Source organism: Oceanospirillum beijerinckii DSM 7166 (genome assembly GCF_000422425.1).
In the GTDB taxonomy this organism is placed as follows: Bacteria; Pseudomonadota; Gammaproteobacteria; order Pseudomonadales; family Halomonadaceae; genus Oceanospirillum; species Oceanospirillum beijerinckii.
Genome location: NZ_AULT01000022.1, coordinates 1 through 25,299, shown reverse-complemented (window position 1 = coordinate 25,299; position 25,299 = coordinate 1). Strand labels below are relative to the sequence as shown.

Here is a 25,299-nt window from a genome sequence, read left to right as displayed (position 1 = left end):
TTTTTATAAAAATAGATCTGACACTATTCATATTACGAAAACAAATCAGCAAAAATGGAGGTAATAAAATGGAAAGTGTAAAGCAAGGTAATAGTGCTATTACCAGTTCCGAACTGGTCTCGGCGTTAAGCATGCCATTACTATTTATCATACTATGGAGTTCAGGGTATATAGGAGGCGCTGTCGGCCTTGAATATGCAGAACCTTTTACAATGACTCTGTTTCGATTTGGTAGTGCTGCAGTCATTCTTCTTACTATTGCGGTGTTATTAAAAGCACCCTGGCCGAAAGGGATGCAGTTAATACATGTCGCAGTTGTCGGCTTGTTGATACAAGCAATGCAGTTTGGAGGTTTATATAGTGGTATGAACCTGGGGGTTCCTGCCGGTGTTTCTGCCTTAATCGTGGGGACTATGCCGATACTTACTGCTTTGGGAGCGGGTTTATTTTTAGGTGAAACTGTCACCGGAAAACAATGGTCAGGTTTACTGCTGGGTGTCTGTGGTGTTGCTTTAGTCGTTTCCGAAGGCTTGAGTTTTTCAAGTATTGATCCAATGGGATACTTATTTGTAGTCGTTGCACTTATTGGAATTACTTCGGGTGCTCTTTACCAAAAGAAATTTTGTCAAGCGATGGATCTACGTACAGGTGGTGCTATTCAGTTAGGTATTGCTGCTTTAGTTATGTGGCTACTAGCATCCACTAATGAAACTATGGTTGTTGGTTGGAGCTTTGGTTTCATTGCCTCGACGGCTTGGTTGGCGCTAATGAACTCCATTGGTGCGATTAGTTTAATGTATTTAATGCTACGCAAAGGCAAGGCATCGACAGTAGCAAGCTTATTCTTTCTGATTCCTCCAACTACTGCGGTGATGGCTACTATAGTATTGGGGGATGATTTTAAAGTGGTCGAAATGGTTGGCTTTGCTGTTGCGGTATCAGGTGTATACCTGGCAACTCGTAGTAAATAGTATAAAAAATGTAAAATTTATAATGGATTAATGTAAGGATTTAATTATCTGAGCAGTGCGTAGTTCTGACGACTATGGGCTACGCACAACTGTTTTCCCATTTTTTCAAAAACAGGTATTTCCAGCTTTAATGGATTGTTTTCGTGGTTTAATCGTCAGCCTGTCTGACAGAAGCCTTCGTATCGCTCAGATTCCATCACGTCCATCAGGAATTTCACCACGTTCAGCTCCTGAACAGAAACCAGAAGAAACTCTGGCAGTGAAGAACGCATCGCCTGAGCTACCACCGCTTCAGAAGGAGGTGAAGTCTTATCCATCGGCCAGTATGATGTGCCGACTGTTGTACTGAGCCGGTGTGAACTTTTGCAGCACCAGTCGATACCAGGCTGTTGTGAGTTTATCCAGATTCAGAGCGCTGGAGTGAAACAAATGAAGTAAGGAAGCATAGCATCGAGGGTTAAGAGATAAAGCCCGGATGAAACTGGATACGCCCGCATTGTCGCCTCTCGGTTTTTGATCTGACTTTGCTTGTGGTGAGTTTTAGTCCAGGCCATAAATCTGAGAGGTGTCAAGCTTATGCTTTCACTATCGAGAACTTCGCACTGTCCAGTGCGTTAAATACAATATCAAATACTTTTAATTTTTATTGTGAACTATTTGTATAATGTTTGTTGTATAAGAGCTGCCAGTCTACTCGCCTCTGCAGTCGTGTAACTGCTTTTACTATGCAGTAAAACATCAACCATCGGTAAATCTGGTAAGGGCTGGAATATTGGATGGTTGAGCTGTAAAGAGCTATCTATTTCACACTCTAATAAAGCCGAGACTCCCATTTTTGCTGCTAGTGCAGCTTTTAAATCTCCAATGCTGGATGCGCTATAGACGACTTTCCATGGGATATTATGTGATTCTAGGATTGAAATCATCATCGTTCGAAATAGGCAGGGTCCACCATAGACAACAATAGGCAGGTATTTTGTAAATTCGTCGGGATTGAGTTCGGGTGATGACACCCAGGAAAGCTGATATTGAGAAACGGTTTTTTGCTGGTGGATACCCTGTTCACTGATGAGCAGTGCCATATCTAATAGGCCATTGTTGATATCAGAGTACAGCTCTTGGTTAAGTGCTATCTTAGCATCAATCTCTATATGCGAAGATTGGGCTGTATTAGCTAATATTTGGGGGAGATAAACATGAGAGATATGTTCAGATAACCCAATTGAAATGCTGGTCTTTTCAACTGACTGTGAGAACCTGCTGATAATTTCGTCATTTGTTGCTAGAATTTTTGAGGCGTATTCAAGTAATTCTTCACCCGCTGGTGTCAAGGTAACATTTCTACCTGAACGAATAAATAAGCTTGTATTAAGCATGCTCTCTAATCTTTTTATATGCTGAGAAATAGCAGATTGAGTGACATGGAGTTTATTGGCTGCTTTTGATACTCCCCCAAGGCTTACAACAGAGATAAAGCTCCTTAGAACAACAATATCAATATTTCTCGGCACAGATATACCTCGTTACTATTGTTTATATTTTATAATCAGACAGTTTTTGTCGCATTTTTTTGACTGTTTTTTTTGTTTTTATTGTCCGGATTATATATGCGGTTTTTTGTGGTGTCATATGTTTGACGTTTCATGTGGATTTACCAGATTGAACCAGCATGTCTATTGGGCTGCCGGTCAGGTAAATCATATATGAGGTTCTCAGGCTGCCTGAAAGAGACTATTCATACCCTCTAAGCGTGCACATCGTTAAATCCGATGTGATACGTCGAACAATGTGTTCTGAGTGCCTTTTTAATGTCTCTAATGCTTCCACTATCGAGAACTTCGCACTGTCCTTGTTGATCAGTTTCCTGAATATGCTTGCTGCAGGATTACCTGATGAGCAAATTATCAATATTATTCGGATCAGTCAGGATGTACTTGATCAACTCAGGACGGAGATTTGAGTCCTAAAGCCCAAATACATAGAAGAGAAAGTAAACCACGACGACTGATATCAGCACAATTCGTGCTTGTTTTTTGTTGACGGGGGAGCGGTCAGAGAAGGATTCCATCAGCTTGGGTAAGATGAAAATTGTGATTACAATAATCAGGATGATCAGTTGCCCCAGCGATACGCCACCCATTTTATAACCCTTATGCTGCTGTTTTTCTAAGCTTAATATTCAGAAGCGATATTATGGGCAGGTCCGAGGCAGAGTACCAGTGTTAAGCCGCGAAATGGATGTATTGAAGGCTCTTGTTCGCGGTGTATGACTGATACTCTCTATTATTTTTCCACTTCCGCAGCCACTTTCGGTTAAATCATACTGAATACTGCTTTTTGACTGCCTATCGTGCCTTCCTGCTCAACCAATTCCAGTACGCCCATCGAAACCATTTGCGGTAACCAGGTTATTAGCTGAGATAACAGATCGCCGCCCGATAGCTGCAGCTGTTCGGAAACCAGATGCTGTTGTGCCTGCCAGGAATAATGACCATCACAGCTCTGTAGGAATAGGGCTTGCCAGGGTTCCAGGGTCATCAGCTTGACGCGATAGCCTTGGCGGTAGATCAGCAGATGTTGGCTTTTTTGCTCGGGGAAATCCGGTTGTTGATCATTGTCGACCGCTTCAATCGCTGGGGAAAAATCAAAGTCGGTTGCCATCACAAAGCTGGTATCTGTGCGCTTGAACAGAAAGTTAGGTTGGAACAGCAGTATGGTGGCGTCCAGTGTTGGTATCTCGCTGTGTTCGGAGCCTTTACCGCGAATGCTCATTACCCGGTAACGTTCCAGTTGTGCCAGTTGTTCCGGCATCTTCATGGCCGTTTGCTGTTCACTTCCTTCCGGCATGGGCGGACGGGTATTGGCTAGAAACAGAGCAAATTCACCACCCAGATCAAACAGTGTATAAGAGGTTGATGGGCGGGCACTCAGGTAATTCAGCGCAAAGCGGTCAAACAGCTCCCGGCTCAGTAGGGCATCCAGACAAGCGTATTCCGCACGCATACACTCCAGCAAGCGCAGCTGATAACCCTCAGCGTAAACCCCCAGCCTGCGTTCAGCACTGAGTTGCTCGTTATCGACGATGGTTTCCAGTAGGGTGTCGTAATCCAGTTCGCGACGGATCACTGCACGGCCAAACCAGTGTTGGAGTTCATTCAGCTTCTGCATAGCGGTACTCGTCAAGATTGTAGTGCTCGTCTAGATTGCGGTGTTCGTTTAGATTGTGGTGTTCGTTTAGATTGTGGGCCTGTAGATTATGGTGAGCGGGCGTCGATACCACGGGACCACTGTTCTGCTGTGCCGGTTGATAGTGCAGCTCTTTACCGGGCAGTTCTCCGGTAAGAGCCTGACGGGCTTTATTGAGTTCGCTAACCAGTTGCGGGAATTCCGGGATATTGGCATCCCATTCCAGCAGGGTGGAGCACTCTGGAGTCAGTTGCTGGGCCAGTTGATATAGCTGCCACACTTGTCTCGGTACTTCTGTATCATGGGTGTCGATAATATGACTGCCGCAGTGGGTCGGACCTGCCAGATGCATCTGCACAATCTGTTTGTGGGGCAGGGCGCGGATATACTCTTCGGCATCAAAACCGTGATTAAAGCTGGAGACAAAGACGTTGTTCACATCCAGCAGCAGGCCGCAACCGGTTTCTGCGCACAGGGCATTAATAAACTCGGGTTCGGTCAATTCAGATTGCTGAAATTGCAGGTAGCTGCTGGGGTTTTCCAGTACCAGCGGGCGTTGCAGAAAGTCCTGCACTTCGTTCACCCGTTGTATCACATGACGCAGGGATTCTTCTGTGTAGGGCAGTGGCAGCAGGTCATGGGTATTGACCCCTGATATACCGGTCCAACAGATATGATCCGATACCCAGGCCGGTTGAATACCTTGAATCAGAGCGTTGAGCTTGGTCAGATAATTCCAGTTCAGTGGATCACTGGAGCCAATGGACAGTGATACGCCATGCATCACGATAGGATAACGCTCCCGTACCCGATCCAGCATATAGTGGGCAAAACCATGGTTATCCATAAAGTTTTCGCTGATGATCTCAAACCAATCCACCGGGCGTTCAACAGGATTAAGCGCTGCAGGATTAAGATCATTTTTCAGCAGCCATTCAAAGTGGCAGCTGCGTAAGCCCACACCAAAGCCTAGTTTAGGTAGTTGATCAGCCAGGTGAGAGGCTGAAGCAGTATCAGTGGCGTTCTTGTTAGAGCTGCTTTTGTTAGAACTGCTGTTGTTAGAGTTGTTGTTGTTAGAGTTGTTGTTAGAGTTGTTGTTAGAGTTGCTGCTATTCGGGGCGCTGTGGTTAGGAGCGCTGTTATTTGTATGCGTGGCCATAACAGATCCTGTGGGGTTAAGTATCAACCTGTGCTGAACCAGAACAGGCACTGACCGGATCAGTGCCTGTGGGTCATCACCTTCTAAGCCTTTATGTCAGCTATACAGAGCTAAAGGGTGCTGCACAGCTAAACATCAAGCCTGTATTAGGTAGATGGCGGGAAGGCCAGACGCAGATCACTGGGTTTCGGCGCTTCAGGTAGATCCTTGTCGTCTTTCTCCAGGATTCTTCCTTGCAATACACTCTGGTAAGCACGCCAAGCGGTATCGTAAACACCGTCACCTTTTTTATATTTCATAGGCTCTTTGATAGGAGGGAAACCTTCATCCCCGTGATTGTTGAGCTGGAATAATTGCATCTCACCATCTTCAGGTAGCAACTGAGAGTCAGACATAGGTACGGCACAACCGCCGAGTGCGCTACACTTGTTACCGGCAGGTGCGCTGAACAGGCCTGTGCCAGGGCCACTGCTGGAACCGCCACAGCCACCGCCGCCGATAGTAGCGTCATGTACAAAGCCACAGCCGCCTTCACCGGCACACTGGTTAGAACCTTTACAGGTATGGAAAACACCCTTGGTGGCACACGTATTTTGATGTTCTGTGTCTTGGTTGCCGTTAGGTAAGAATCCCAAGCCTTGGCAGGCATGATTAACCGGTGCTTGAGCGTCACTGGGGATAATTCCGCGTTGACGGGGGAAGGCACCCAGGGTTAAGTCAGGGGCTTTACCAAAGATTGCCCAGCAGATGGAGATACGGTCACCAGAACCGGACATCGATGGGTAAGGGAAGTCGATAGGGTTTTTAATAAAGTTTTCGTAGTTCCAGAAGGTATCCAGTACTGAGGTGATGCCAGCGATGGAGCCCGCTGCGACATGGCTAAACAGTTTGAAGTTATCTTCAGAAAACTCTGCACTTGCTGTGGCATCCTGATCATCAAACTTCTTGTATTTCAGGTTATTCAGAGCGGTAGCCACATCTTCAGGCTTAGCAATATTGTATTTTGAAGCTTCTTCCAGATACTTTGGATCAGTTACCAGCAGCGCCGCACTCCATTTGTTTTCAGGGTTAGCATGCCACTGCTCCCAGGTCGTGATCTTGCCTTGTGCAACATACATTGCCACTTCTTTAAAGCGGGCAAAGTGATCCTGTTCACCACCAATAGAGCGAGCCTGAGCATCTGCTGAGTATGGGCAGCGCTTACCTGTGTCGTCATAAGAGGGATAATCTGCTTCCAGTGCAAAGCGATCCGGCTGGTAACGTACATTCACGGCATTTCGATCACTGGCTGTGGCGGCAGGCGCAGCCCCCAGGAGCATCTTCGCTTTATCAAAGACATCCGTTGGTTCAACTTCCAGAGGACCACCCTCACCCTGGTCGATAATGCCGCTGATCATATTGAAGATCTGCTTCTTAGCATTGGTCGGGTCGGCAGCCGTTACGGTCAAATCACCCATGGCAGAGAACTCTGCGCAAGGGTGACCTGCTTCACCTTTACCGCCTTTGCGGTTGGAGAAGTTAAACAGATCCTGCTGAGCAGATTCACTGTTAAATACAGCGCTGAACAGAGTGGTGCCGTCGCAGTATTCCAGGTTCAGATAGGTGGCCAAACAGCTGTACATATGAGCGATCGTACCGAACATTGGCAGATCAAGCTCTGTGCTATCAGCGTTCCACAGCTCTTCGGAGAAAGGCGCTTTAGGGAAGTATTTGGACAGCGCTTCAGGCTTCATATGGTCTTTGACCACTTGGTGATCGGCTTCAATGGCCATAAACAGGGAGATGGCGTTGATATCCAGTGCACCCAGTTTTACTTTGATCTCATCCAGCGCCAGGTAATCTTCACCAAAGATCTTTTCGTGCTTCAGATCTGTCAGATCAACAATATGGGGAATCTGGGTTTTGTCTGGGCCGTAGCAGGTCCAGGCATTTTGGAAACCATCCTCAATTGTATCAGCTTGCAGTGGTGGGCCAGTAAAGGTTGGGTCAAAAGAATTGTTTTTACCGTCTGCATCTTTATTCAGTGCCGTGCAGATGTTAGCAGCCAGTTGCAGGTGCAGCATTTCCTGAATAAAAACACTGAAGATGGTGTTGAAGCTTTTCTTGTTAAAGAAGTTATCTGTATCAACCTGACCTGGCAGTACTGCAGGTTGGTCAAACTCAGGAGACAGGTAATGGTTTTGCTCTCTGTCTTCAGGTAATACTGAAGTTGCAGGACCAGGCCATAGACGACCTTCGTAGAAATCATTGCCTCCATTAATCTGATGCATGCCCTGAATGGAATACATCGAGGTCATGTAAAGAGGAATGGTAAACAGCTCAACGTGAACCGCTGCCTGAGTTAAGGCGTGAACTGCAGCAATATCTGCCTTTTTATATTTAGGATCGCGCTTTTTTTCGCTGGACAGATCATGCAGATACTGTGCTGATTGGGTCAGGTTAATCACGGGTATATCCTTATTATTCCTAGGTTTAAAATAGTGGCCGGGTTAAGGCAACAGGATAAACATTGTGAGGCCGTATGATGCTCATACGGCACTAGGTAATGGCTGTTCATGATGGTGAAACACTCAGCAACCGCCTGAACTTCCATAGAACTCAGTTGTTTTTAGCTATGGGAACAAGATATCAAGTGATTTCAAATTGAGGTATTACACAAGATTACAGCAGGCGGTATTTTGTTTTTATTTAACTTGTTGATATTGTTATTTTTTTATTTTTTCGATTCCCTTTTATATGTTGTTTTTACAATGTGTTACATATGGGGTGTGATATAAAAGGATGTACAGGTATCTGGTGCTCTATCGGTTCAAGTGAACAAGCTTGCGATTATTTATGTCGCTAATAGTTGTAGGCGTAAGATGAGAAGTAAATTAATGAGGAAGATGAGGAAGCACTGGTGTCACTCCCTTCTAAATGGATTGATAAATCTCTGGCTAAAAACTAATACTGCAATAATTGATAGACCAGATGTGCTGCAGATAAATCCGATAAGGCGGTCCCCACTGACTTAAAAAAAGTAACTTCTTCAGTCGTTTCCCGGCCTGAGGCTTTTTCAGCGCAGAGCTCAGCCAACTCGCCTAATACATGATCTTTGTTGATCAGTCCTTCTTCGATGGGGATCAGTAACTCACCGGCTTCATTCAAGACATTGATGCGACTGTCCACATAGCAGCGGCTATTAACCACGCTTTGGGAGTCGCATTCCCGACAATCATGACTATGGTTGCCGACCAGATCGATATGAGTGCCCGGTTGAATGTTATTGCCATCAAACAGGGGGGGAGCTGAACTGGTAGCACAGCTAATAATATCTACCTTGCGGGCTCGGTTCAGAGGATCCGTTTCGGCGATTACGGTTAGATCCGGGCGCTGTTTGATCTTACCTGCGGCCGCGCAGAGCCTATTCCATTTTATGGAGAGCTGGGTTCAACCAATCCGATATTTCTGATGACGGATGTATTGCAGCTGGAAGCTCAAGGTTTGGTGCACTTTGAGGCCCACAAAGGCGCAACGGCAACTGAACTGTCTCTCAGTAAGATCGAGGAACTGTTTAATCTGCGTGTCTTGCTGGAAGGCCATGTCCTGGAGCAGGCGATCGATAAGATGACTGCAGTGGAAATTGAACAGGCCCGTGAGATTCTGACCTCTTTTGATGAAGCCTTGGATACGGGGACTCGTGTGGAAAAGTGGAGTGAGCTGAACTACGCCTTCCATGAAACCCTGTATCAGGCTGCGGATATGCCTCAGGCAATGGAGATCATTAAGCAGCTGAATACTAAATCGGACCGCTATATTCGCATGCAGCTTCTGTTTACTTCTGGTATTGATAAAGCAGAGCAAGAGCACGGTGATCTGCTGGATCTATGTGAGAAGGGCGATAAAGTGGCTGCGGTTGAACTGCTAAGAAAACATATTACTGAAGCCGGTGGGGCAATTCGTGATCTACTGCAGCGTCAGCAAGCAGAGCAGGGCTTATAAGCCCTGCTGCGATCTCTTTTCTATCGGTTAGAGCCGTATCCAGGTCTAATACCAAACCTGATAAATCGTTGTAGATCGGAAAAGCCGCAAGACGCCTTCCGACAATCATCCGGTATCAGAGTCCGTGTCAGATGGTGCTTCGCTTATCCAGCCGACGCTGATATCAAGAAACTTATCGGGAATGGTATAATTCCAGCTTCAGATTTAACCCAGACTCTAGCCTCCGCCAGTCGATTAGCGTTTTACAGCTTTTAAGATAACAAATTTCTTATTGCTGGCCACAGTGGTGCAGTTACCAAACAGTCGTTTCAGCGCGACGTGATAACCCAGATGGCGATTGCCAATCACCCACAGTTCACCACCCTGTTTCAATACCTGCCTGGATTCCCGGAACATCTGCTGGGCAATAAAATCACCCACCACATTATTTTGATGGAACGGTGGGTTATTCAGAATCAGGTCCGTGCTGCTTTTTGGAATACCGTGCAGACAATCCGTGGCTTTAAAGTGTGCTTCACGCTCAGGAAAGGCTCGCTGGAAGTTAATGCGTGCTGAATCTACGGCCATAAAGGATTCATCAACGAAGGTCAGCTCTGCTTCAGGGAAGCGCTCTGCGGCCATTAACCCCACCACACCGTTACCGCAACCCAGGTCGATAATACGATTACCAGGAATCTCTTTTGGTAGGTTCTGCAGGAAAAAACGGGTGCCAATATCCAGCTTCTCACGGGAGAAAACATTCGCATGGTTGCTTAACTCAAACTGCGTATGGGCAAAACCACAGTTTTCCAGTGTCATGGTCAGGGGGTAAGGGTTTTTGGGTGCAGATAGATCAGCATCCAGCCTGGAGAAGATCAGGCGCGCTTTTTTCACTGCCAGAGAAGTGGTCGTCGGACCGATCAGCTGCTCAAACAGTTTCAGTGTTGAGTTATGAATGCCTTTGGCCATCGCCGCACCGATGATCACCGTATTCTCAGTGATAAAAGGGCGGATACGATGCAACTGCTCTTCTAACATCGACAGGCTTTTAGGCACCTTGATCAGTGCAACATCCAAAGGCTCAGTGGGTTGCTGCAGGCTATCCAAAAGCTGAACCTCATCGGAGAAACGCTCGTTTTGCTTAAGGTTATAGTCCGCACCTTGTTGTGCCAGATAAGAGTCGGTAATCAACGTAGGTTGATACTCAGATAGAGCGGTAGTTAAGGCACCAAAGCTATCGTTGATAATCAGCAGGTTGCCCGACAGATCTACATCGTTTTCCGCCAGATAATTCAGGATATATTCATCAGCAGCATCCCAGGCACGCAGATTTTCTTTTTTACGTATTGGATAACGGGACAGAAAAAACTGGCCTTGAGGGACGTTGAGTTGTTCCATGATGATCGCTTCGTTGTTGCTACTGAGATAGAAAGAAAAGCGGCGCACTTTAATGTGGGTGCGCCGTATTGTCCAGAGTAGAAAAAACCTTGTATGTGTCTTCCTACATCGTAATGGATTGGGGTTATTTCTTTTGTACCTGATCTTCAGGTGTAATACTGCTGACTTCCAGATAAGGCGAGGCATCCAGCTTTTCTGCATTCATCATACGGGCGATACGCTGTACCGATGATAGCAGCAGGTTCTGCTCCCACTCCTCCAGACTTTGAAATTTGGCAATAAACTCTTCCTGCAGTGCTTTGGGCGAGCCGGTGAGCAGTTCTTTGCCATGTTCAGTTAACAGTACATGTACTTTGCGTTTATCAACAGAGCTACGCTGCCTTACGACCAGACCTTTGCTTTCCAAGCGGTCAAGAATGGTCGTTACAGTGGCTTGGCTCAAATTAACGCTATTGGAGAGTTCCCGAATTGTGTGGTTTTCTCCACCTTGCTCCAGCGCTTGCAAAATAACCAGTTGAGGGCCTGTCAGGCCGGTGCTTTTGTTCAGCTTTCGAGAGTGAAGATCGATAGAGCGAATGATCTGTCGAATAGCAACAAGCACTTCTTCATAGGATTGCATTAGGGGTCTTATTCTTAACTGTCTGTGAAATAGAAAATAATCTTAGCGGCTTTGTTTGCTTTGATCACTATCTATTCATCACTTTTTAAAAAAATGCCAGCTTAACGCTGGCAAAAAGGGAGTTTGGTGTCGTAAAAATGATATCAGGCGACTTTTGTTATACCGATCGAGCTCTGCGGCTGTACATCCTGAGCCTCAAGAGCGATGGGATTACGATTGTTGAGGTAACCCGGTCTGGGAGGCAAACCGCTATAGGGTGTATGAGCAATATTTTCCATGCTGTTGAATACGCACATCAGAATAGAGCGAGGGTCAGCAGAAATATTGTCAGGTGAGCCATGCATAATATTACATTCGTGGAAAACAACGGTTCCAGCCTGGCCTACAACAGACTGAACTTTGCGGTTATCCATCAGCTTCTGCATTGTGTGCTGCTGGGGAACACCCAGTGTCTGTTTTTTTAATGAGGTTGCAAAGTTATTTTCCTGAGTGATACCACTACAACTGACATAGTGCTTATGGGAACCAGGAATCACATAGAGTGGGCCATTCTGTTCATGATTGTCAGTGAGCATAATCCAGGCTGTCAGTGCTCTCATGCGGGGCATGCCATCTTCAACATGCCAGGTCTCGAAATCAGAATGCCAAGGAAAAGAGCGACCTGTAAATGCGGGCTTGATATTGACTCGTGACTGCATGGCATAGACTTCAGAGCCTAGCAATCTTCTGGCGATATTTAATATTTTCGGATGACTGAAAAAGCCTTTGATTAATGCGCTGTGCGGGATAGGATCAAACAGTGTCCGCAATTCATTATTATCAGGTTCTGTAATAAGTTCTTCACGTCCCGCCATGGCATTTTTTAGCTGCTTAACTTCATGCTGCAGAGAGTCAACCCAGTCACTCATATAATCCGGTAAAACCAGGAAACCATTATGGCCAAAGTGATCAATCTGTTGTTGGCTCAGTGTTGAACTCAGAGATATGTCATGGGCCGGATATACCGTGGGATCAAGGCGAGGCATGATAGCCTCTTTCTGTCCTTTGCGCGTTGGGTATAAATCAGTGTTTTCCAGTTGCACCGAAAGCCTCCTGTGATATTTATGCTGAATTTCTTGGGTTTTATTCTTTCTCTAAAGTTTATATTGCTAACTATTATTTTGAGCTTTTCACCCTCTATTTTCAATAGTTCTTTGAGTTTTTGTGTTTAAAAATATATAGTGATCTAAGTATTTATTGGTGGAAGTATTAAAGAGGTTGTAGTGAATAATTGGATTGGTTTTCGCCTTGGAGGCGAGGCTTATGTACATTCCGTACATTCGGTGAAAGAGGTTTTGCCGTTTTCGGAAGTATTCCCTGTGCCGGGTACACCCACTGAAATTTTAGGGGTGCTCAACATCCGTGGAGAAGTGGTGACAATCGTATCAGGGCATCAACTCTTAGGGCTGAGTGACCCTTCGGCAAGAGAGCGCTGCTTTATTCTGGTTCTGGAGCTTAGTACCGGTTTGTGGGGCGTTCTTGTTGATGCTGTGACAGAGATTATGGGATTCGACGACAGGGCAATTGATGTGCTGATTGATCAGCAGCAAGGACCTCAGGGAGAACGTATTGTTCAAGGTACGATGTACAGGCAGGGCCAGTTAAATATAGTGGCTGATTTTGCCCATTGTTGTGAGCAGTTGGCTGAATATACTTGAATCGGTTAAAACATTACGCTGTTCAAAAAGTGATCGAATAAGATAACATCAGAAAGAGTGCAGGCCCGGTGAGGATCTGCACTCATAGAGGAGGTTACTCAGCGGTGCAGATGGCTTCGCCGTGATTGTGAACCTCAATCAGTTTAGCGTGCAGGCTCTGAATCGCTTTATCATAGTCTTCGTCGGCCAGAATAAACTGAATATCAACCTGGCGCATCGATTGTTGCAAGGCTAAAACGCTGATACCTGCTTCAGCCAGTGCATTCACCATACTCGCCAGAATACCCGGAACTTTCATATTGCTGCCGATAGCAGATACGATAGTTATCTTATTTAGATTGATCTCTGAGTTCGGGTATTTCTCCTGCATCGCTTTCTGAATACGCTTGATGGTTTTCAGGTTGCCCGACAGGTAGTACGTCAGTGTGTTGGCATTATTGCCACGAGACACCAGATCACCTTTAAAGCGCTCAATGATGTTCAGGATCTCACGACCGTATTCAGTCATGCTGCCCATCATATCCTGCTCAAAGATCTCCAGCGCATAAACGTTTTGACGGCCTGCAATAATCTCAACAGATGGCGATTCGCTGACGTAGTCGTTAGTAATCAGAGTGCCCGGATGATCCGGCTCAAAGGTGTTCATGATACGCAGTGGCAGATCGCTCTGGCGTAGGCCTTTACCCGCTTTCGGGTGGATCGCTTCCATACCCAGGTTTGCCAATTGATCCGCTACGTCATAGTTGGTGCGACCAATCGGTACCACATTGTTCTCGCCCACCAGACGCGGGTCTGCGCTACTCAGGTGGAACTCTTTGTGGATGATTGCTTCACGGGCATCGGTCAGTACTGCGATACGGCTGAATACCATCTCACTGTAACCGCGGTCGAAGGTTTTCATCAGGCCTTCTGAGCAATGAGCGTAACCGGTCGCGATTGGCAGCGTGTTTTCCAGGTCAATGTCTGCAAAGGCTTTTGCAATACCTTCATCCAAGGTGAAGTGTTTGTCGGTATTCCAGCCGCTCAGGTCGACAAACTGAGCGTTGACACCGTCACGCTTCAGCAGCTCTGCCATATTCCAGGCGCTGTGAGCTTCACCCAGGCTGGCCAGCATTTCACGGACCGTCATCAGGTGATCGCCCAGAGCAAAGTGGCCGTGCTGACACACGCGCTCCAGATCATTCAGGGTTTGTTCCGTTTGGTCCAGGCGATTACCGATAAAGTCATTCGCTTTTTTGCACAGTTCACCTTCACCAAACAGCTCTTGGTTGATGTTGAACAGGTAGTTGCGCAGCCCCGTCAGTTTTTCACGCCACACACGTTGATCTTCAGCACCGGCAAACGCGCCATAAATACCTGGCTGACCATTTTTCTTATGCTCCAGCAGCAGGTTGGTAACACCACCATAGGCTGATACGACCATAATTCGCTGATAGCCCTTGCGATGCAGGATGATGTTGTCACGTACCGCGGCGTAGTCGCTCATGGACGTGCCGCCAATTTTCTCTACAGAATGTTGCTTGCTCATTGAATATGTCTTTCAGCTGTCCGGTTTGTGCCAGAGGCGCTGTTTTCTCTCAAGTAGTCGTTGATTTTTGCCACTGTCATGCTTTTTTAACATGTGTCAGTTAGCAGGGAGGGGCATTATATATGGATTTTGCATTTCTGGGACTGATTTGTGTCTGAATCTTTAGCAGGGTGTCGCAAAAGACGCACTTATCCATATGGATGCCGTATTGGCGACCTCAGTGCACTGTATGACTGAGATCGCAAGGGGGCTTGTGGGTGGGATCAGGTAACGCTTTCAGCCACCAGAGGATACACGCCATTTTCGTCGTGCACTTCTTTACCATTCAGTGGCGGGTTGAATGCACAGGCAAAAACAATATCTTCGCCTTCGTGGGCGCGTAACAGGTGCTTGTCGTGTTTGTCAAGAATATAGATGGTGCCAGGGCTGATTGGGTAGATTTTACCATCTTCAACCGTTTCTACTTCGCCATAACCACTGATGCAGTAGACTGTTTCCAGGTGGTTCTGATAATGAATCGGTGTTTCTGTACCGGCGAAAATAGTGGTGATATGGAAAGAAAAGCCCATGTTGTCATCTTTCAGTGACATGCGCACACTTTGCCAATTGTCTGTTTTGATGCAACGTTCTGAATTTTCAAGATCCTGCAGCTGTCTGACAATCATGATTAATCCTGTGAAATTATATAAGTGATTGCTGGAATGCTACACCCTGTAACGTATAGGCGGGTATAGCATAAAGATAAAAAGCTCAAGCACGCCAACATAAGTTCTTTTATTCTCTCCGACCGGCAGCCGGAGAGAATAAGAGTCTCAATGTCGAAAAGCATTTGTGCAGGTGCTTAACTGGCTTTTTTAAGCGGTTCTTCCTGATAGAAGAATTGATCAAAAGCCTGCTCCAGAATATTCAGGCCTTCAGCCAGCTCTTGCTCTGATATAGTCAGAGGTGGGAAGCACTTCACGACTTCACCTTCAGGGCCGCTGGTTTCAATGATCAGCTTATTGGCAAAGCAGTCACTGGTGATTGCATCGGCTACGTCACCGCTTGGACAGCTAATACCTTGCATCAAGCCGCGGCCTTTACGGTAAAGCTCAGGGTATTTATCACAGATGTTATTCAATACTTGTTTAAGCTGTTCGCTACGACTGTGGATATGACTGATAAACGTATCGTCACCCCAGTAGGTTTTCAGCGCTTTTGTGGCGGTGATAAAGGCATGGTTGTTACCACGGAAGGTGCCGTTATGTTCGCCCGGCTTCCAGATATCCAGTTTGCGATCAAAAATCGTGATAGCAAACGGTAAGCCAAAGCCACTCAGAGATTTTGACAGGGTAATAATATCTGGCTTGATGTCGAAAATATCAAAGCTGAAAAAACTGCCGGTACGGCCGCAGCCAGCCTGGATATCATCCGCGATGAACAAGATGCCGTGTTGCTGGCAGATACGGCTCAGCTGTTGCAGCCACTCGCCTGATGCGGTATTCAGACCGCCCTCGCCCTGTACAATCTCAACAATGACTGCTGCAGGAGCATCCAATCCACTGGATTTGTCCTTCAGCATTTTTTCAAACAGCTCTAGCGTATTGAAGTTGTCGCCTAGATAGCCATCGTATGGCAGGCGGGTAACACCGCTCAGAGCCTGTCCTGCGCCATTTCGGTGATGCTGATTACCTGTGGCGGCCAGTGCGCCCAAAGTACAGCCGTGAAAACCATTGGTGAAAGCAACAATATTGTGACGACCAGTCACTTTACGTGCCAGCTTCATTGCTGCTTCAACCGAGTTCGCGCCTGTTGGGCCGGTGAACATCACTTTATGATCCAGGCCGCGAGGCTTTAGGATCAGATCACGAAAGGTCTCCAGAAACTCCGCTTTGGATTGGGTGTGCATATCCAGGCCATGGGTGATGCCATCTTGCTGGATGTATTCGATCAGAGTTTCTTTTAGTACCGGGTTGTTGTGGCCATAGTTCAGAGAGCCTGCACCGGCCAGGAAGTCAATGTATTCTTTGCCCTCTGTATCAAACAGCTTGCAGCCCTGGGCTTTGGTGAAGACTACGGGGAAAGAACGAGAATAGCTCTGAACTTCTGATTCGTAATCCTGAAAAATCATTTTTTACTCCGGTTTGCTTAAGTAAGTTAAATCAATTAAATGAGTTTGAAATCGAGTTAAGCGTGGGCGAATTTATTGACGCCGGGACGCACTGCTACGCTTGATTTAATAGCGCTGTCAGATCAAAAGGGCCGATTTCGAAAAGGTCTTCTGAATCGTGGGCACCTTTGAAGTGCAGGTCTTTATCCAGAAAGGGGAGGGTGCGCGACGAACAATCCAGCTGTCTTGCCAATCCCTGAAATGTGCTCCAGGACGCCTGGTTATCTGGGGATATGGTGGTATGCAGATATTGAGCATTTTGAATAGTGGGGCGCTTCAATAGCTCTATCAGCATACGTCGGGCCAGCTTCTGTCCGCGGGCTTGTTGATGAACTGCCACTTGCCAGATAAACAGGGCGTTGTCCTGATCAGGGCGCATCAGTGCCGAAATAAATCCGATCAGCCGCCCGTCTTGCCAAGCGCAAATTGAGGTTTCTGCCCATAAAGAACTGGCCAGCATATAACAATAGCTGGAGTTCAAATCTAGAGGCGGGCAGTTTTTGATAAGGGCGTGAATATCCAGGCCATCTTTTACTTCGGGTTTAGTGAAGAGAATCAAAGTGCTCTTCTCACTTGTTATGTTTAGCATGTCATATATTTAGAGTTCGAAACATATTTGATACCTTACAGCGTGAAGTGAACTATTTCAAGCTTGATTTTAATGGTTTTTAGGTTTGTTAGTTAGTGTCAAAAATATTTGATGTATTATTGTTATTCCCGAATAAAGCGTTTTGAAAGTTGAATCTGCGCTAAATTAAGTCGCTACATGTCAGCTGTTTTCGAGTGGTATAACAAGCTCATCTAAGGCCGGGGGAAATAGTTGCGATGCGGGCTGTATAGTTCTGACCGTGCAGTCATTTATGGGTGGGTAAAATAGAGAATTTTTTGAACGGCTCAGAAAACCTGGACCGATCAGGCTTGATAGTCAAGGCCATAAAAACAGCCATAGCAGGAGTTGAAAACAAAAAAACCGGAAGCGAAGCTCCGGTTTTTTAGGGTACTAAAGGCGAGTGTTTTAGATGCGAACAATCGTCATGGTGTGGGTGCCGCTTTGGTCACCGCGTGTCACAATGACATTATCACCTTCTTTCACCGCTCCGCGCTTCTTCAGCTCATTTACGGCATTCTGAATTGCTTCAGGGCTGGTGCTGGAGGTTGAAAACGGCACTGTGGTCACGCCGCGATATAAGGCGACGCGGTGTTGAGTCAAAGGTTGACTGCTGAAAGCATAAATCGGCATGCCAGAGCGGATGCGGGACATCAGTAGAGGTGTCAACCCCGTTCGCGTCATGCAGATAATTGCTTTTACACCATCCAGGTGGTTGGCGGCATACATGGCGGATAGTGCAACGGCTTCGTTGATATGGCCAAAATTCTCATGGATTCTGTGATTGGACTGTTGTGCCACTCGCTCCTGTTCAGCGCCGCGACAGAGACGATCCATCGCTTGTACTGTTTCCAGAGGGAATTGGCCGACAGCGGTTTCCGCAGACAGCATTACTGCATCGGTGCCATCCAGTACGGCGTTAGCTACATCGAACACCTCTGCACGGGTGGGCAGGGGGCTGGATATCATGGACTCCATCATTTGAGTGGCAGTAATTACCACCTTGTTCAGGCTACGGGCACGTTGGATCAACTTCTTCTGTACGCCGATCAGCTGTGCATCGCCGATCTCTACGCCCAGATCACCACGGGCAACCATGACACCTTCGCAAGATAAAATCATATCATCCATCAGTTCCTGATTGGCGACAGACTCGGCCCGCTCAACTTTAGCAATCAGACCGATTTCCTTGCCTTCTTCACCGAGTAATGCACGGGCTTCACGCATATCGTCGCCAGTGCGAGGGAAGGAGACTGCCAGATAATCCATCTTCAGGGCAATCGCAGTTTTCAGATCTTTTTTATCTTTATCGGTTAGAGCGGCAGCGGATAAGCCGCCACCTTGCTTGTTAATACCTTTATTGTTGGACAGTTTACCACCAACAGTTACTGTGCAGCGTACTTCTGGTTTGGCGATCTCATCGACTTTCAGCTGCAGGCGGCCATCGTCCAGCAGCAGGATATCACCTGGCTCTACATCATCAGCCAGCTCTGGGTAATCCACGCCCACTTGCCGTTGATCACCTGCATTGCGATCCAGTGTCACATTCAGAGTGAACTTATCACCCACAGCCAGATCAATCGGACCATTGGCAAAGCGCGCGACACGGATTTTGGGTCCTTGCAGGTCACCCAGTACAGCAACAAAGCGACCAATCTCCGTCGCTGTTTTTCTGACTGCCTCGACCCGTGCCTGATGTTCTTCCGGGTCGCCGTGGGAAAAGTTAATTCGAACCACATCCACGTACTGTAAAACCTTTGTCAGGGTTTCAGGTGTATCTGTGGCTGGGCCAAGGGTTGCTACAATTTTGGTTCTGCGCATTTACGAGAATTTCCTAAGCAGAGATATTGGCAGGCAGCTGATCTTCTTTCGGTCGAGGGATAGCTTGCCTGCTTTTGGGGTGCTGTATAAGCCTGCTGTTGAGCTGTTCGCTTGCACTGTCAGTGCTACCAGTTCTACAGAGGCATTAAGGCATTAAGTTATCGATTTATTACAAAGAGAGCTGTATCCAGCATTCGGTTTGAAAAGCCCCATTCATTATCGTACCAGGCCATCACTTTTATCAGGTTGCCTTGTACCCGGGTGTGGCTGGCATCAAAGACTGAAGACGCAGGGCAATGATTAAAATCCACCGAGACCAGAGGGATATCATTATACAGCATGACTTTAGAGTCATGGGCGGCTTGTTGCATGAATTGGTTAATTATATCCGGCGCTTGCGGGCGTTCAACCACTACGCTCAAATCCACCAGGGAGACATTGCTGGTGGGTACGCGTACGGCCAGGCCGTCCAGCTTGCCTGCTAGTTCCGGTAGAACTAATCCTATGGCAGCCGCTGCGCCGGTTTTAGTTGGTATCATCGATTGAGTGGCGGAGCGTGCACGGTAGGGGTCACTATGATAGACGTCGGTTAGGTGTTGATCGTTAGTATAGGCGTGAATAGTAGTCATTACACCGCTTTGAACGCCCATGTGCTGATGTAATGCCTGTACAACAGGTGCTAAACAGTTCGTCGTGCAGGAGGCGTTGGATATGATCTGATGTTCGGGACGTAGACTGTCCTCATTAACGCCATACACCACGGTGGCATCGGCGTCGGGTGAAGGGGCCGATATCAGCACTTTTTTAGCCCCTGCTTGCAAGTGTAGGCCTGCTTTGGCGCGGGCGGTGAATAGTCCGGTGCACTCCATAACAACATCGATGTCAAGCTCAGCCCAGGGCAGTGCAGCGGGATCGCGTTCGGAGAATACGCGAATAGTTTTCCCATTGATGATGAGTGAATTGTTATCGTGATTGACCTCAAAGCCAAAACGTCCGTGAACAGAGTCGTATTGTAATAGGTGGGCATTAATCTCGGCGTCACCTAGGTCGTTAATAGCGACAATCTCAATAGGAGCATCTTGCTTGTTTTCAAAATAGGCGCGTAGGATATTGCGCCCAATACGGCCAAAGCCGTTGATGGCTACTCTGACAGTTTGCATCGTTATTCCCTCCATGTTGCTGCGCTTAATGGCCGTGAGAAAATGGACATCTATTTCAGCGAGCGGCCAGGCGCGGGGGTATGTGTTAAGAGTGGGGTCTAACTAGCCGAAATGCAAAGATTTTTAATCCTTTTATTCAGCTTATCGGATGTAAAGGGTTAGGTTGAAGGCTCGATAGTATGGCATATAAAGGTTTTTTTACTGACAGGGCTGGAACTCTGTAATCTGCTAAGGTAGTTTATACGCCCTTTTTTGACCAAGATGGTTTAAAGCATCAGGGATAAGGTCGTTTTAAGAAAAAATTGCCATACCTTACTAAAACCAATTCACTAAGATTAACACCGTTGGTGTGAAGCGTTCAGCGGTTAGCTGAGCGAAAGGTTGGCAGCTGAGTGGGTGTCCATGATCGTCAATTAAGGTCATAGATGGCTGCCGCTTAAATTAGGTATTGATAGGCTTCTATCGCGCTATTTACCGTCTGGAATGAAATCCGGTTGCTGTTGAATATCAGCTTTAAATGAACAAAAAAATCTGTTCAGGGACTAAGGCGTTATTGATTTCTATTGCTTTTTTTCGTTATAAGTGGCCGGATATATAAATGAAATTTTTATTGCCAAGGGTTATAAAGCAGTTGTTGGGTCAGCGAAAGCTGGCTTTTTTTACCGGTTTGCAGCTATTTTCTTGGTAAAACTCTGTATTAGACAGCCTTAGATTTAAGAGACCTATATGGGAAAATCACTAGTTATTGTCGAGTCTCCGGCCAAGGCTAAAACGATCAACAAATACCTGGGCAAAAACTTCGTTGTGAAGTCCAGTGTCGGCCATATCCGTGATCTGCCAACCAGTGGTGGAGCAAAAGAGCCCGTTGATGCCAAAGCGCGTGCCCAGGCCGCCGCACTGACGCGAAAAATGAGTCCGGATGAAAAAGCGGCTCATAAAAAGCGTAAAGCCCGTGAGCAACTGATCGCCCGTATGGGTATTGATCCTGAGCATGATTGGCAGGCTAACTATCAGGTGCTGCCCGGTAAAGAAAAGGTAGTTTCTGAGCTGCAAAAGCTGGCGGCAGACGCTGACGAGATCTATCTGGCAACGGATTTGGACCGCGAGGGAGAGGCGATTGCCTGGCACCTGCGGGAAACCATTGGCGGTGATGATAGTCGCTATCGTCGGGTCGTGTTTAACGAGATCACTAAAAACGCCATTCAGGAAGCGTTCGAGGAGCCGGGCCGTCTTGATATGAGTCGTGTTAATGCTCAACAGGCCCGCCGTTTTCTTGATCGTGTTGTAGGCTATATGGTGTCGCCGCTGCTGTGGGCAAAAGTTGCCCGAGGTCTGTCTGCGGGGCGAGTACAGTCCGTTGCGGTGCGCCTGATTGTTGAGCGCGAGCGCGAGATTCGAGCCTTTATTCCGGAAGAGTTCTGGAGTGTGCATGCGGATCTGAAACGCTCGGATCTGGCCCCTTTCCAGTGTGAGGTCACCAGGCAAGCTGGTGAAGGCTTCCGTCCGGTCAATAAAGAACAGACTGAGGCGACGCTGACGATTCTGGAAAAAGCCTTGTTTAAGGTCGCTAAGCGGGAAGACAAACCCACTAAGACCAAGCCAACGGCACCTTATATCACTTCGACCCTGCAGCAGGCGGCCAGTACCCGTCTGGGCTTTAGTGTGAAAAAAACCATGATGCTGGCCCAGCGCCTGTATGAAGCCGGTTTTATCACCTACATGCGTACCGACTCGACTAATCTGAGTCAGGAGGCGGTAGAGAGCTGTCGTGACTACGTTGAAGAGAATTTTGGTAAGCGTTACCTGCCGGAAGTACCGAATAGCTATTCCAGCAAGGAGGGCGCCCAGGAAGCCCACGAAGCGATCCGCCCATCAGATGTGAATCGTAAGTCTACCGACTTGACGGGTATGGAGCGTGATGCTGAGCGTCTGTACGAGCTGATTTGGCGTCAGTTTGTCGCTTGCCAGATGATGCCTGCAGAATATATGAGCTCTTCTCTGGTCGTTGAAGCCGCTGATTTTGAACTGCGTGCCCGTGGTCGCGTGCTAAAGTTTGATGGTTTCACACGTGTGATGCCTTCCAACAGCAAAAAAGATGAAGATCAGTCCCTGCCAGATCTGAAGGTAGATGATGAGTTGTCTCTGGAGCAGTTATTGCCGAAACAGCACTTTACCAAGCCAGTGGCACGCTTTACCGAAGCGAGCCTGGTGAAAGAGCTGGAGAAACGGGGTATTGGTCGCCCATCTACCTATGCATCGATTATCTCCGCTATCCAGGACCGCGGTTATGTGCGCCTTGAGAGCCGTCGTTTCTATGCTGAGAAGATGGGTGATATCGTCACTGATCGCTTGTCAGAGAGCTTTAGCGACCTGATGGACTTCAGCTTTACGGCTCGTATGGAGGAGGCTCTGGACGATGTGGCGGAAGGTAAAAACGATTGGAAAAACCTGCTCAATACCTTCTACGCCGATTTCAGAGAAAAGCTGGCGATTGCTGAATCTGAAGAGGGCGGTATGCGCCCGAATCAGGCGGTGGAGACTTCTATTGAGTGTCCGACTTGTAGTCGTCCGATGCAGATCCGCACCGCCAGTACCGGTGTCTTTTTAGGTTGCTCCGGTTATTCGTTGCCACCAAAAGAGCGCTGTAAAACCACCATCAACCTGACCTCAGGTGAAGAAGCAATCAGTGCGGATGCGGATGATGAAGCGGAAACTCAGGCGCTGCGAGCGATGCACCGTTGTGCCAAGTGCGGCACGGCAATGGAGAGCTATCTGATCGACGAGAAACGTAAAATTCATGTCTGTGGTAATAACCCGGACTGTGATGGTTACGAGATCGAGGCAGGTGAGTTTAAGATCAAGGGGTATGATGGTCCTGTTATCGAATGCGATAAGTGCGGCTCTGAAATGCAGCTGAAAAATGGTCGCTTTGGTAAGTATTTTGGTTGTACCAGTGAAAGCTGTAAAAATACCCGTAAGCTGTTGAAGAGTGGCGAAGCCGCTCCTCCCAAAATGGACCCAGTGCCGATGCCTGAACTGCAGTGCCAGAAGGTTGAGGATCACTATGTGCTGCGAGATGGTGCGTCCGGGTTGTTCTTGGCGGCCAGTCAGTTCCCGAAAAATCGGGAAACCCGCCCGCCGCAGCTGATCGAGATTTTGCCTCATAAAGCGGAGATTGATCCAAAATATGACTTTTTGATGAAGGGGCCAACCCACGATTCAGAGGGGAATCCGGCAGTCATTCGTTACAGCAGGAAAAGTAAAGAGCAGTATCTGATGAGCGAAGTGGATGGTAAGGCTACCGGTTGGCAGGCATTTTTTGAGGGTGGTCAATGGGTTATCCGCGATAAGAAAAAAACTTCTAGAAAAACTGCGAAAAGCTAGTTTTTTAAAGTAGAATTCGCGCTACACTATGCGTTCAAGGCCGGTTTTTCTAGACCGGCCTTTTATTGTCTCCGTTCTTTAGACGTGCTCTTGTGCATAAGCACTCCACCGAAATTAACTTTCCCCGTGTTCTTCATGGCTGGGGAGGTTCGGCCTGTGTTTTTGTACGATGAATTTATATTTGTGTTTGGCTTGGTGATTGGGATTTGGCTCTGCCATACCAATTTGCCATATGAGTTAACAGGTAAATAGCCCATCATGAGTTCTTTTGCTTCACGTACCATGCAGAAGTTATTTGCTGCACGTCTGTTACTGAATCGCTTGGGAGATACCAGTCAGCAGGATGAGCTGATTCAAGCCTCATTTAAAGCGACCCATGTGGAAGCCGTGCTGTTTCATCTGCAGGGGGCGTTGCAGTCTTTGCTATATGAGATCGCAGAAACCGCACGGATGCCTGCAGGCCAATGGCATAGTCTGGAAGATTTACGCCAGGCAGCAGAAGACAACGAGCGTTTTCTGCCCCAGCTGAATGTGTTGCTGGAGCTACAAAATGATAGCTTTAGTTGGTTCAGTCAATTTCAGAAAAGATACCAAGCGTGCTGGTTGCCGGAAGTGCAATCAGGCGCAAACTCCAAAGGGGTTGAAGCTGTCGATAGTAACAGTTTGATCGCCCTGAGCGAGGACTCGATCTCCGATCAGCAGCAGCTGCAGCTGTGGCTGGATAGCATGCAGGCGCTAGTGAGAGATCTTCGCCAAACCATGCAAGAATATTAATTAATGCAGAGATACTCTGTATTTAGGTTTTATTGAAAGGGGTAACTACCTTGTCTGACAGTCCTTTTCTGGAAATTGTTGAGCTTGCCGATGGAGATATTATTCTCCAGTCAGCGGATGATGAGTCTGGCGAGCCTCTGGTTCGAATTCGTTTTGCGCCCGAAATTGTTGAGCATCTCCGTGGCGCTAGTTTTGATATTGCCCGAGAGATGATCGATAAAGCGATTCAGGATAACCGATTATGGGGTGATGAGGGAGAAGAGGATTTATCCAATACCCGCGTGCTTCACTAATACCTGTGCGCTTCGCTAATACCCGTGCGCTTCGCTAATATCCGTGCGCTTCGCTAATATCCGTGCGCTTCGCTAATATCCGTGCGCTTCGCTAATACCCGTGCGCTTCACTAAAGAGATATTAGGACTCTTCGTTCAGAGGCTGCTTAATAAAAGACTTTAATAAAGCACAAGGTATCGATGTAAAAACGGAATAAAAAAAGCAACCGGCAATGGTTGCTTTTTTTATCACCTTTCGCGGAAAACCCCGTACTTTTAGTGCGGGGATGCAGAGCGTAGAGGCGCAAGCCTCTCTAATGAGGTCTGGCTTGTTGCTCGATATATTGACGGACAACGGAGATCGGAGCGCCACCTACACTTCCAGCATAGTAACTTGGACTCCACAAGGCGTTTTTCAGATACGCCGATTTAATCAACTCAGGGTGAATCTGTTTTAATCGCCTGCTCGACACGCCTTTCAAGCTGTTTACTAGCTTTGATACAGATACTTTTGGAGGAAAATTGACTAGCAGATGCACATGGTCTGCCTCGCCATTAAACTCCTCAAGGTGAACTTCAAAGTCCTCACATACACCACGAAAAATATTTTCAAG

Annotated in this window: 22 protein-coding genes; 6 read left to right on the top strand and 16 right to left on the bottom strand. The window is 47.2% G+C overall.

From position 1 onward, the window contains the following. Positions 1 to 68: 68 nt before the first annotated feature. Positions 69 to 971: a DMT family transporter gene (locus H579_RS0107525; protein ID WP_051227413.1), complete on the top strand. Its 903-nt coding sequence runs from the start codon at positions 69 to 71 to the stop codon at positions 969 to 971. Between the two features lie 155 nt (positions 972 to 1,126). On the opposite strand, the gene H579_RS29070 is transcribed toward H579_RS0107525, so the two are convergent. The 6 genes from H579_RS29070 to H579_RS28510 form a co-directional block, all read right to left on the bottom strand. Next, complete coding sequence (locus tag H579_RS29070; RefSeq protein ID WP_157834571.1) at positions 1,127 to 1,288, bottom strand: hypothetical protein; 162 nt, start codon at positions 1,286 to 1,288, stop codon at positions 1,127 to 1,129. 336 nt (positions 1,289 to 1,624) lie between these two features. Continuing rightward, positions 1,625 to 2,482, bottom strand: a complete 858-nt coding sequence (locus H579_RS0107515) for a LysR family transcriptional regulator (RefSeq protein ID WP_036565665.1) — start codon at positions 2,480 to 2,482, stop codon at positions 1,625 to 1,627. An 802-nt stretch (positions 2,483 to 3,284) separates the two neighbouring features. Further along, positions 3,285 to 4,139: an HvfC/BufC N-terminal domain-containing protein gene (locus H579_RS27735; protein WP_028300165.1), complete on the bottom strand. Its 855-nt coding sequence runs from the start codon at positions 4,137 to 4,139 to the stop codon at positions 3,285 to 3,287. Continuing rightward, complete coding sequence (gene bufB, locus H579_RS24695) at positions 4,123 to 5,316, bottom strand: MNIO family bufferin maturase (RefSeq protein WP_084624013.1); 1,194 nt, start codon at positions 5,314 to 5,316, stop codon at positions 4,123 to 4,125. The genes H579_RS27735 and bufB overlap by 17 nt, the downstream gene beginning before the upstream one ends. 146 nt (positions 5,317 to 5,462) lie before the next feature. Next, on the bottom strand, positions 5,463 to 7,763 hold the full coding sequence (locus tag H579_RS0107495) for a ferritin-like domain-containing protein (RefSeq protein ID WP_051227412.1): 2,301 nt from the start codon (positions 7,761 to 7,763) through the stop codon (positions 5,463 to 5,465). 496 nt (positions 7,764 to 8,259) lie between these two features. After that, positions 8,260 to 8,652 carry a hypothetical protein gene (locus tag H579_RS28510; protein ID WP_245583232.1) on the bottom strand — a complete coding sequence of 131 codons (393 nt, stop codon included), beginning with the start codon at positions 8,650 to 8,652 and terminating at the stop codon, positions 8,260 to 8,262. A gap of 114 nt (positions 8,653 to 8,766) precedes the next feature. Between H579_RS28510 and H579_RS24685 the strand changes: the two genes are divergently transcribed. Then, positions 8,767 to 9,297, top strand: coding sequence for a GntR family transcriptional regulator (locus H579_RS24685; protein WP_051227411.1), 531 nt, complete (start codon positions 8,767 to 8,769; stop codon positions 9,295 to 9,297). A gap of 234 nt (positions 9,298 to 9,531) precedes the next feature. On the opposite strand, the gene H579_RS0107480 is transcribed toward H579_RS24685, so the two are convergent. The 3 genes from H579_RS0107480 to H579_RS0107470 form a co-directional block, all read right to left on the bottom strand. Continuing rightward, on the bottom strand, positions 9,532 to 10,674 hold the full coding sequence (locus H579_RS0107480; RefSeq protein WP_028300162.1) for a methyltransferase: 1,143 nt from the start codon (positions 10,672 to 10,674) through the stop codon (positions 9,532 to 9,534). Positions 10,675 to 10,798: 124 nt separating this feature from the next. Then, entirely contained in the window at positions 10,799 to 11,293 is a 495-nt protein-coding gene (locus H579_RS0107475) for a MarR family winged helix-turn-helix transcriptional regulator (RefSeq protein ID WP_028300161.1), read from the bottom strand. Positions 11,294 to 11,436: 143 nt separating this feature from the next. Continuing rightward, a complete protein-coding gene (locus tag H579_RS0107470) occupies positions 11,437 to 12,318 on the bottom strand; it encodes a phytanoyl-CoA dioxygenase family protein (protein ID WP_051227429.1) in 882 nt (293 codons plus the stop codon). A 237-nt stretch (positions 12,319 to 12,555) separates the two neighbouring features. On the opposite strand from H579_RS0107470, the gene H579_RS27725 reads away from it, so the two are divergent. Further along, positions 12,556 to 12,990 (top strand): chemotaxis protein CheW, encoded by a 435-nt coding sequence (locus tag H579_RS27725; protein WP_051227410.1) that lies wholly within the window; start codon positions 12,556 to 12,558, stop codon positions 12,988 to 12,990. 94 nt (positions 12,991 to 13,084) lie between these two features. Here the strand turns inward: H579_RS27725 and H579_RS0107460 are convergent, their stop codons facing one another. From H579_RS0107460 to gap, 6 genes are all read right to left on the bottom strand, one after another. Then, the gene (locus H579_RS0107460; RefSeq protein ID WP_028300159.1) at positions 13,085 to 14,518 is read right to left on the bottom strand and encodes an aspartate kinase; all 1,434 of its coding nucleotides are present in this window, start codon (positions 14,516 to 14,518) and stop codon (positions 13,085 to 13,087) included. 263 nt (positions 14,519 to 14,781) lie between these two features. Continuing rightward, positions 14,782 to 15,183 (bottom strand): ectoine synthase, encoded by a 402-nt coding sequence (locus H579_RS0107455; RefSeq protein WP_028300158.1) that lies wholly within the window; start codon positions 15,181 to 15,183, stop codon positions 14,782 to 14,784. A gap of 176 nt (positions 15,184 to 15,359) precedes the next feature. Continuing rightward, entirely contained in the window at positions 15,360 to 16,628 is a 1,269-nt protein-coding gene (gene ectB, locus H579_RS0107450) for a diaminobutyrate--2-oxoglutarate transaminase (protein WP_028300157.1), read from the bottom strand. A 94-nt stretch (positions 16,629 to 16,722) separates the two neighbouring features. Continuing rightward, the gene (gene ectA, locus H579_RS0107445) at positions 16,723 to 17,256 is read right to left on the bottom strand and encodes a diaminobutyrate acetyltransferase (protein WP_028300156.1); all 534 of its coding nucleotides are present in this window, start codon (positions 17,254 to 17,256) and stop codon (positions 16,723 to 16,725) included. 426 nt (positions 17,257 to 17,682) lie between these two features. Beyond that, complete coding sequence (pyk, locus tag H579_RS0107440) at positions 17,683 to 19,095, bottom strand: pyruvate kinase (protein WP_028300155.1); 1,413 nt, start codon at positions 19,093 to 19,095, stop codon at positions 17,683 to 17,685. Positions 19,096 to 19,253: 158 nt separating this feature from the next. Next, on the bottom strand, positions 19,254 to 20,255 hold the full coding sequence (gene gap, locus H579_RS0107435) for a type I glyceraldehyde-3-phosphate dehydrogenase (RefSeq protein WP_028300154.1): 1,002 nt from the start codon (positions 20,253 to 20,255) through the stop codon (positions 19,254 to 19,256). A 726-nt stretch (positions 20,256 to 20,981) separates the two neighbouring features. Here gap and topA point away from each other — a divergent pair. The 3 genes from topA (at position 20,982) to H579_RS24675 (ending at position 24,706) form a co-directional block, all read left to right on the top strand. Next, a complete protein-coding gene (gene topA / locus H579_RS0107430) occupies positions 20,982 to 23,639 on the top strand; it encodes a type I DNA topoisomerase (protein ID WP_028300153.1) in 2,658 nt (885 codons plus the stop codon). A 258-nt stretch (positions 23,640 to 23,897) separates the two neighbouring features. Further along, positions 23,898 to 24,413 (top strand): DUF6586 family protein, encoded by a 516-nt coding sequence (locus H579_RS0107425; RefSeq protein WP_028300152.1) that lies wholly within the window; start codon positions 23,898 to 23,900, stop codon positions 24,411 to 24,413. Between the two features lie 50 nt (positions 24,414 to 24,463). Then, the gene (locus H579_RS24675) at positions 24,464 to 24,706 is read left to right on the top strand and encodes a hypothetical protein (protein ID WP_036565661.1); all 243 of its coding nucleotides are present in this window, start codon (positions 24,464 to 24,466) and stop codon (positions 24,704 to 24,706) included. A 293-nt stretch (positions 24,707 to 24,999) separates the two neighbouring features. Here the strand turns inward: H579_RS24675 and tnpA are convergent. Further along, a partial coding sequence (tnpA, locus tag H579_RS0107415) for an IS200/IS605 family transposase (RefSeq protein ID WP_028300151.1) occupies positions 25,000 to 25,299 on the bottom strand: 300 nt, incomplete at its 5' end.

What these genes read in the sequence shown, in the direction of transcription:
- gap (WP_028300154.1), bottom strand. Translation starts at nt 20,255, where the DNA reads ATGCAAACTGTCAGAGTAGCCATCAACGGCTTTGGCCGTATTGGGCGC.
- H579_RS0107480 (WP_028300162.1), bottom strand. Translation starts at nt 10,674, where the DNA reads ATGGAACAACTCAACGTCCCTCAAGGCCAGTTTTTTCTGTCCCGTTAT.
- H579_RS0107475 (WP_028300161.1), bottom strand. Translation starts at nt 11,293, where the DNA reads ATGCAATCCTATGAAGAAGTGCTTGTTGCTATTCGACAGATCATTCGC.
- bufB (WP_084624013.1), bottom strand. Translation starts at nt 5,316, where the DNA reads ATGGCCACGCATACAAATAACAGCGCTCCTAACCACAGCGCCCCGAAT.
- H579_RS24685 (WP_051227411.1), top strand. Translation starts at nt 8,767, where the DNA reads ATGACGGATGTATTGCAGCTGGAAGCTCAAGGTTTGGTGCACTTTGAG.
- H579_RS0107525 (WP_051227413.1), top strand. Translation starts at nt 69, where the DNA reads ATGGAAAGTGTAAAGCAAGGTAATAGTGCTATTACCAGTTCCGAACTG.
- H579_RS0107470 (WP_051227429.1), bottom strand. Translation starts at nt 12,318, where the DNA reads ATGCCTCGCCTTGATCCCACGGTATATCCGGCCCATGACATATCTCTG.
- H579_RS0107425 (WP_028300152.1), top strand. Translation starts at nt 23,898, where the DNA reads ATGAGTTCTTTTGCTTCACGTACCATGCAGAAGTTATTTGCTGCACGT.
- ectA (WP_028300156.1), bottom strand. Translation starts at nt 17,256, where the DNA reads ATGCTAAACATAACAAGTGAGAAGAGCACTTTGATTCTCTTCACTAAA.
- H579_RS29070 (WP_157834571.1), bottom strand. Translation starts at nt 1,288, where the DNA reads ATGGATAAGACTTCACCTCCTTCTGAAGCGGTGGTAGCTCAGGCGATG.
- H579_RS0107455 (WP_028300158.1), bottom strand. Translation starts at nt 15,183, where the DNA reads ATGATTGTCAGACAGCTGCAGGATCTTGAAAATTCAGAACGTTGCATC.
- H579_RS0107460 (WP_028300159.1), bottom strand. Translation starts at nt 14,518, where the DNA reads ATGAGCAAGCAACATTCTGTAGAGAAAATTGGCGGCACGTCCATGAGC.
- ectB (WP_028300157.1), bottom strand. Translation starts at nt 16,628, where the DNA reads ATGATTTTTCAGGATTACGAATCAGAAGTTCAGAGCTATTCTCGTTCT.
- topA (WP_028300153.1), top strand. Translation starts at nt 20,982, where the DNA reads ATGGGAAAATCACTAGTTATTGTCGAGTCTCCGGCCAAGGCTAAAACG.
- pyk (WP_028300155.1), bottom strand. Translation starts at nt 19,095, where the DNA reads ATGCGCAGAACCAAAATTGTAGCAACCCTTGGCCCAGCCACAGATACA.
- H579_RS27735 (WP_028300165.1), bottom strand. Translation starts at nt 4,139, where the DNA reads ATGCAGAAGCTGAATGAACTCCAACACTGGTTTGGCCGTGCAGTGATC.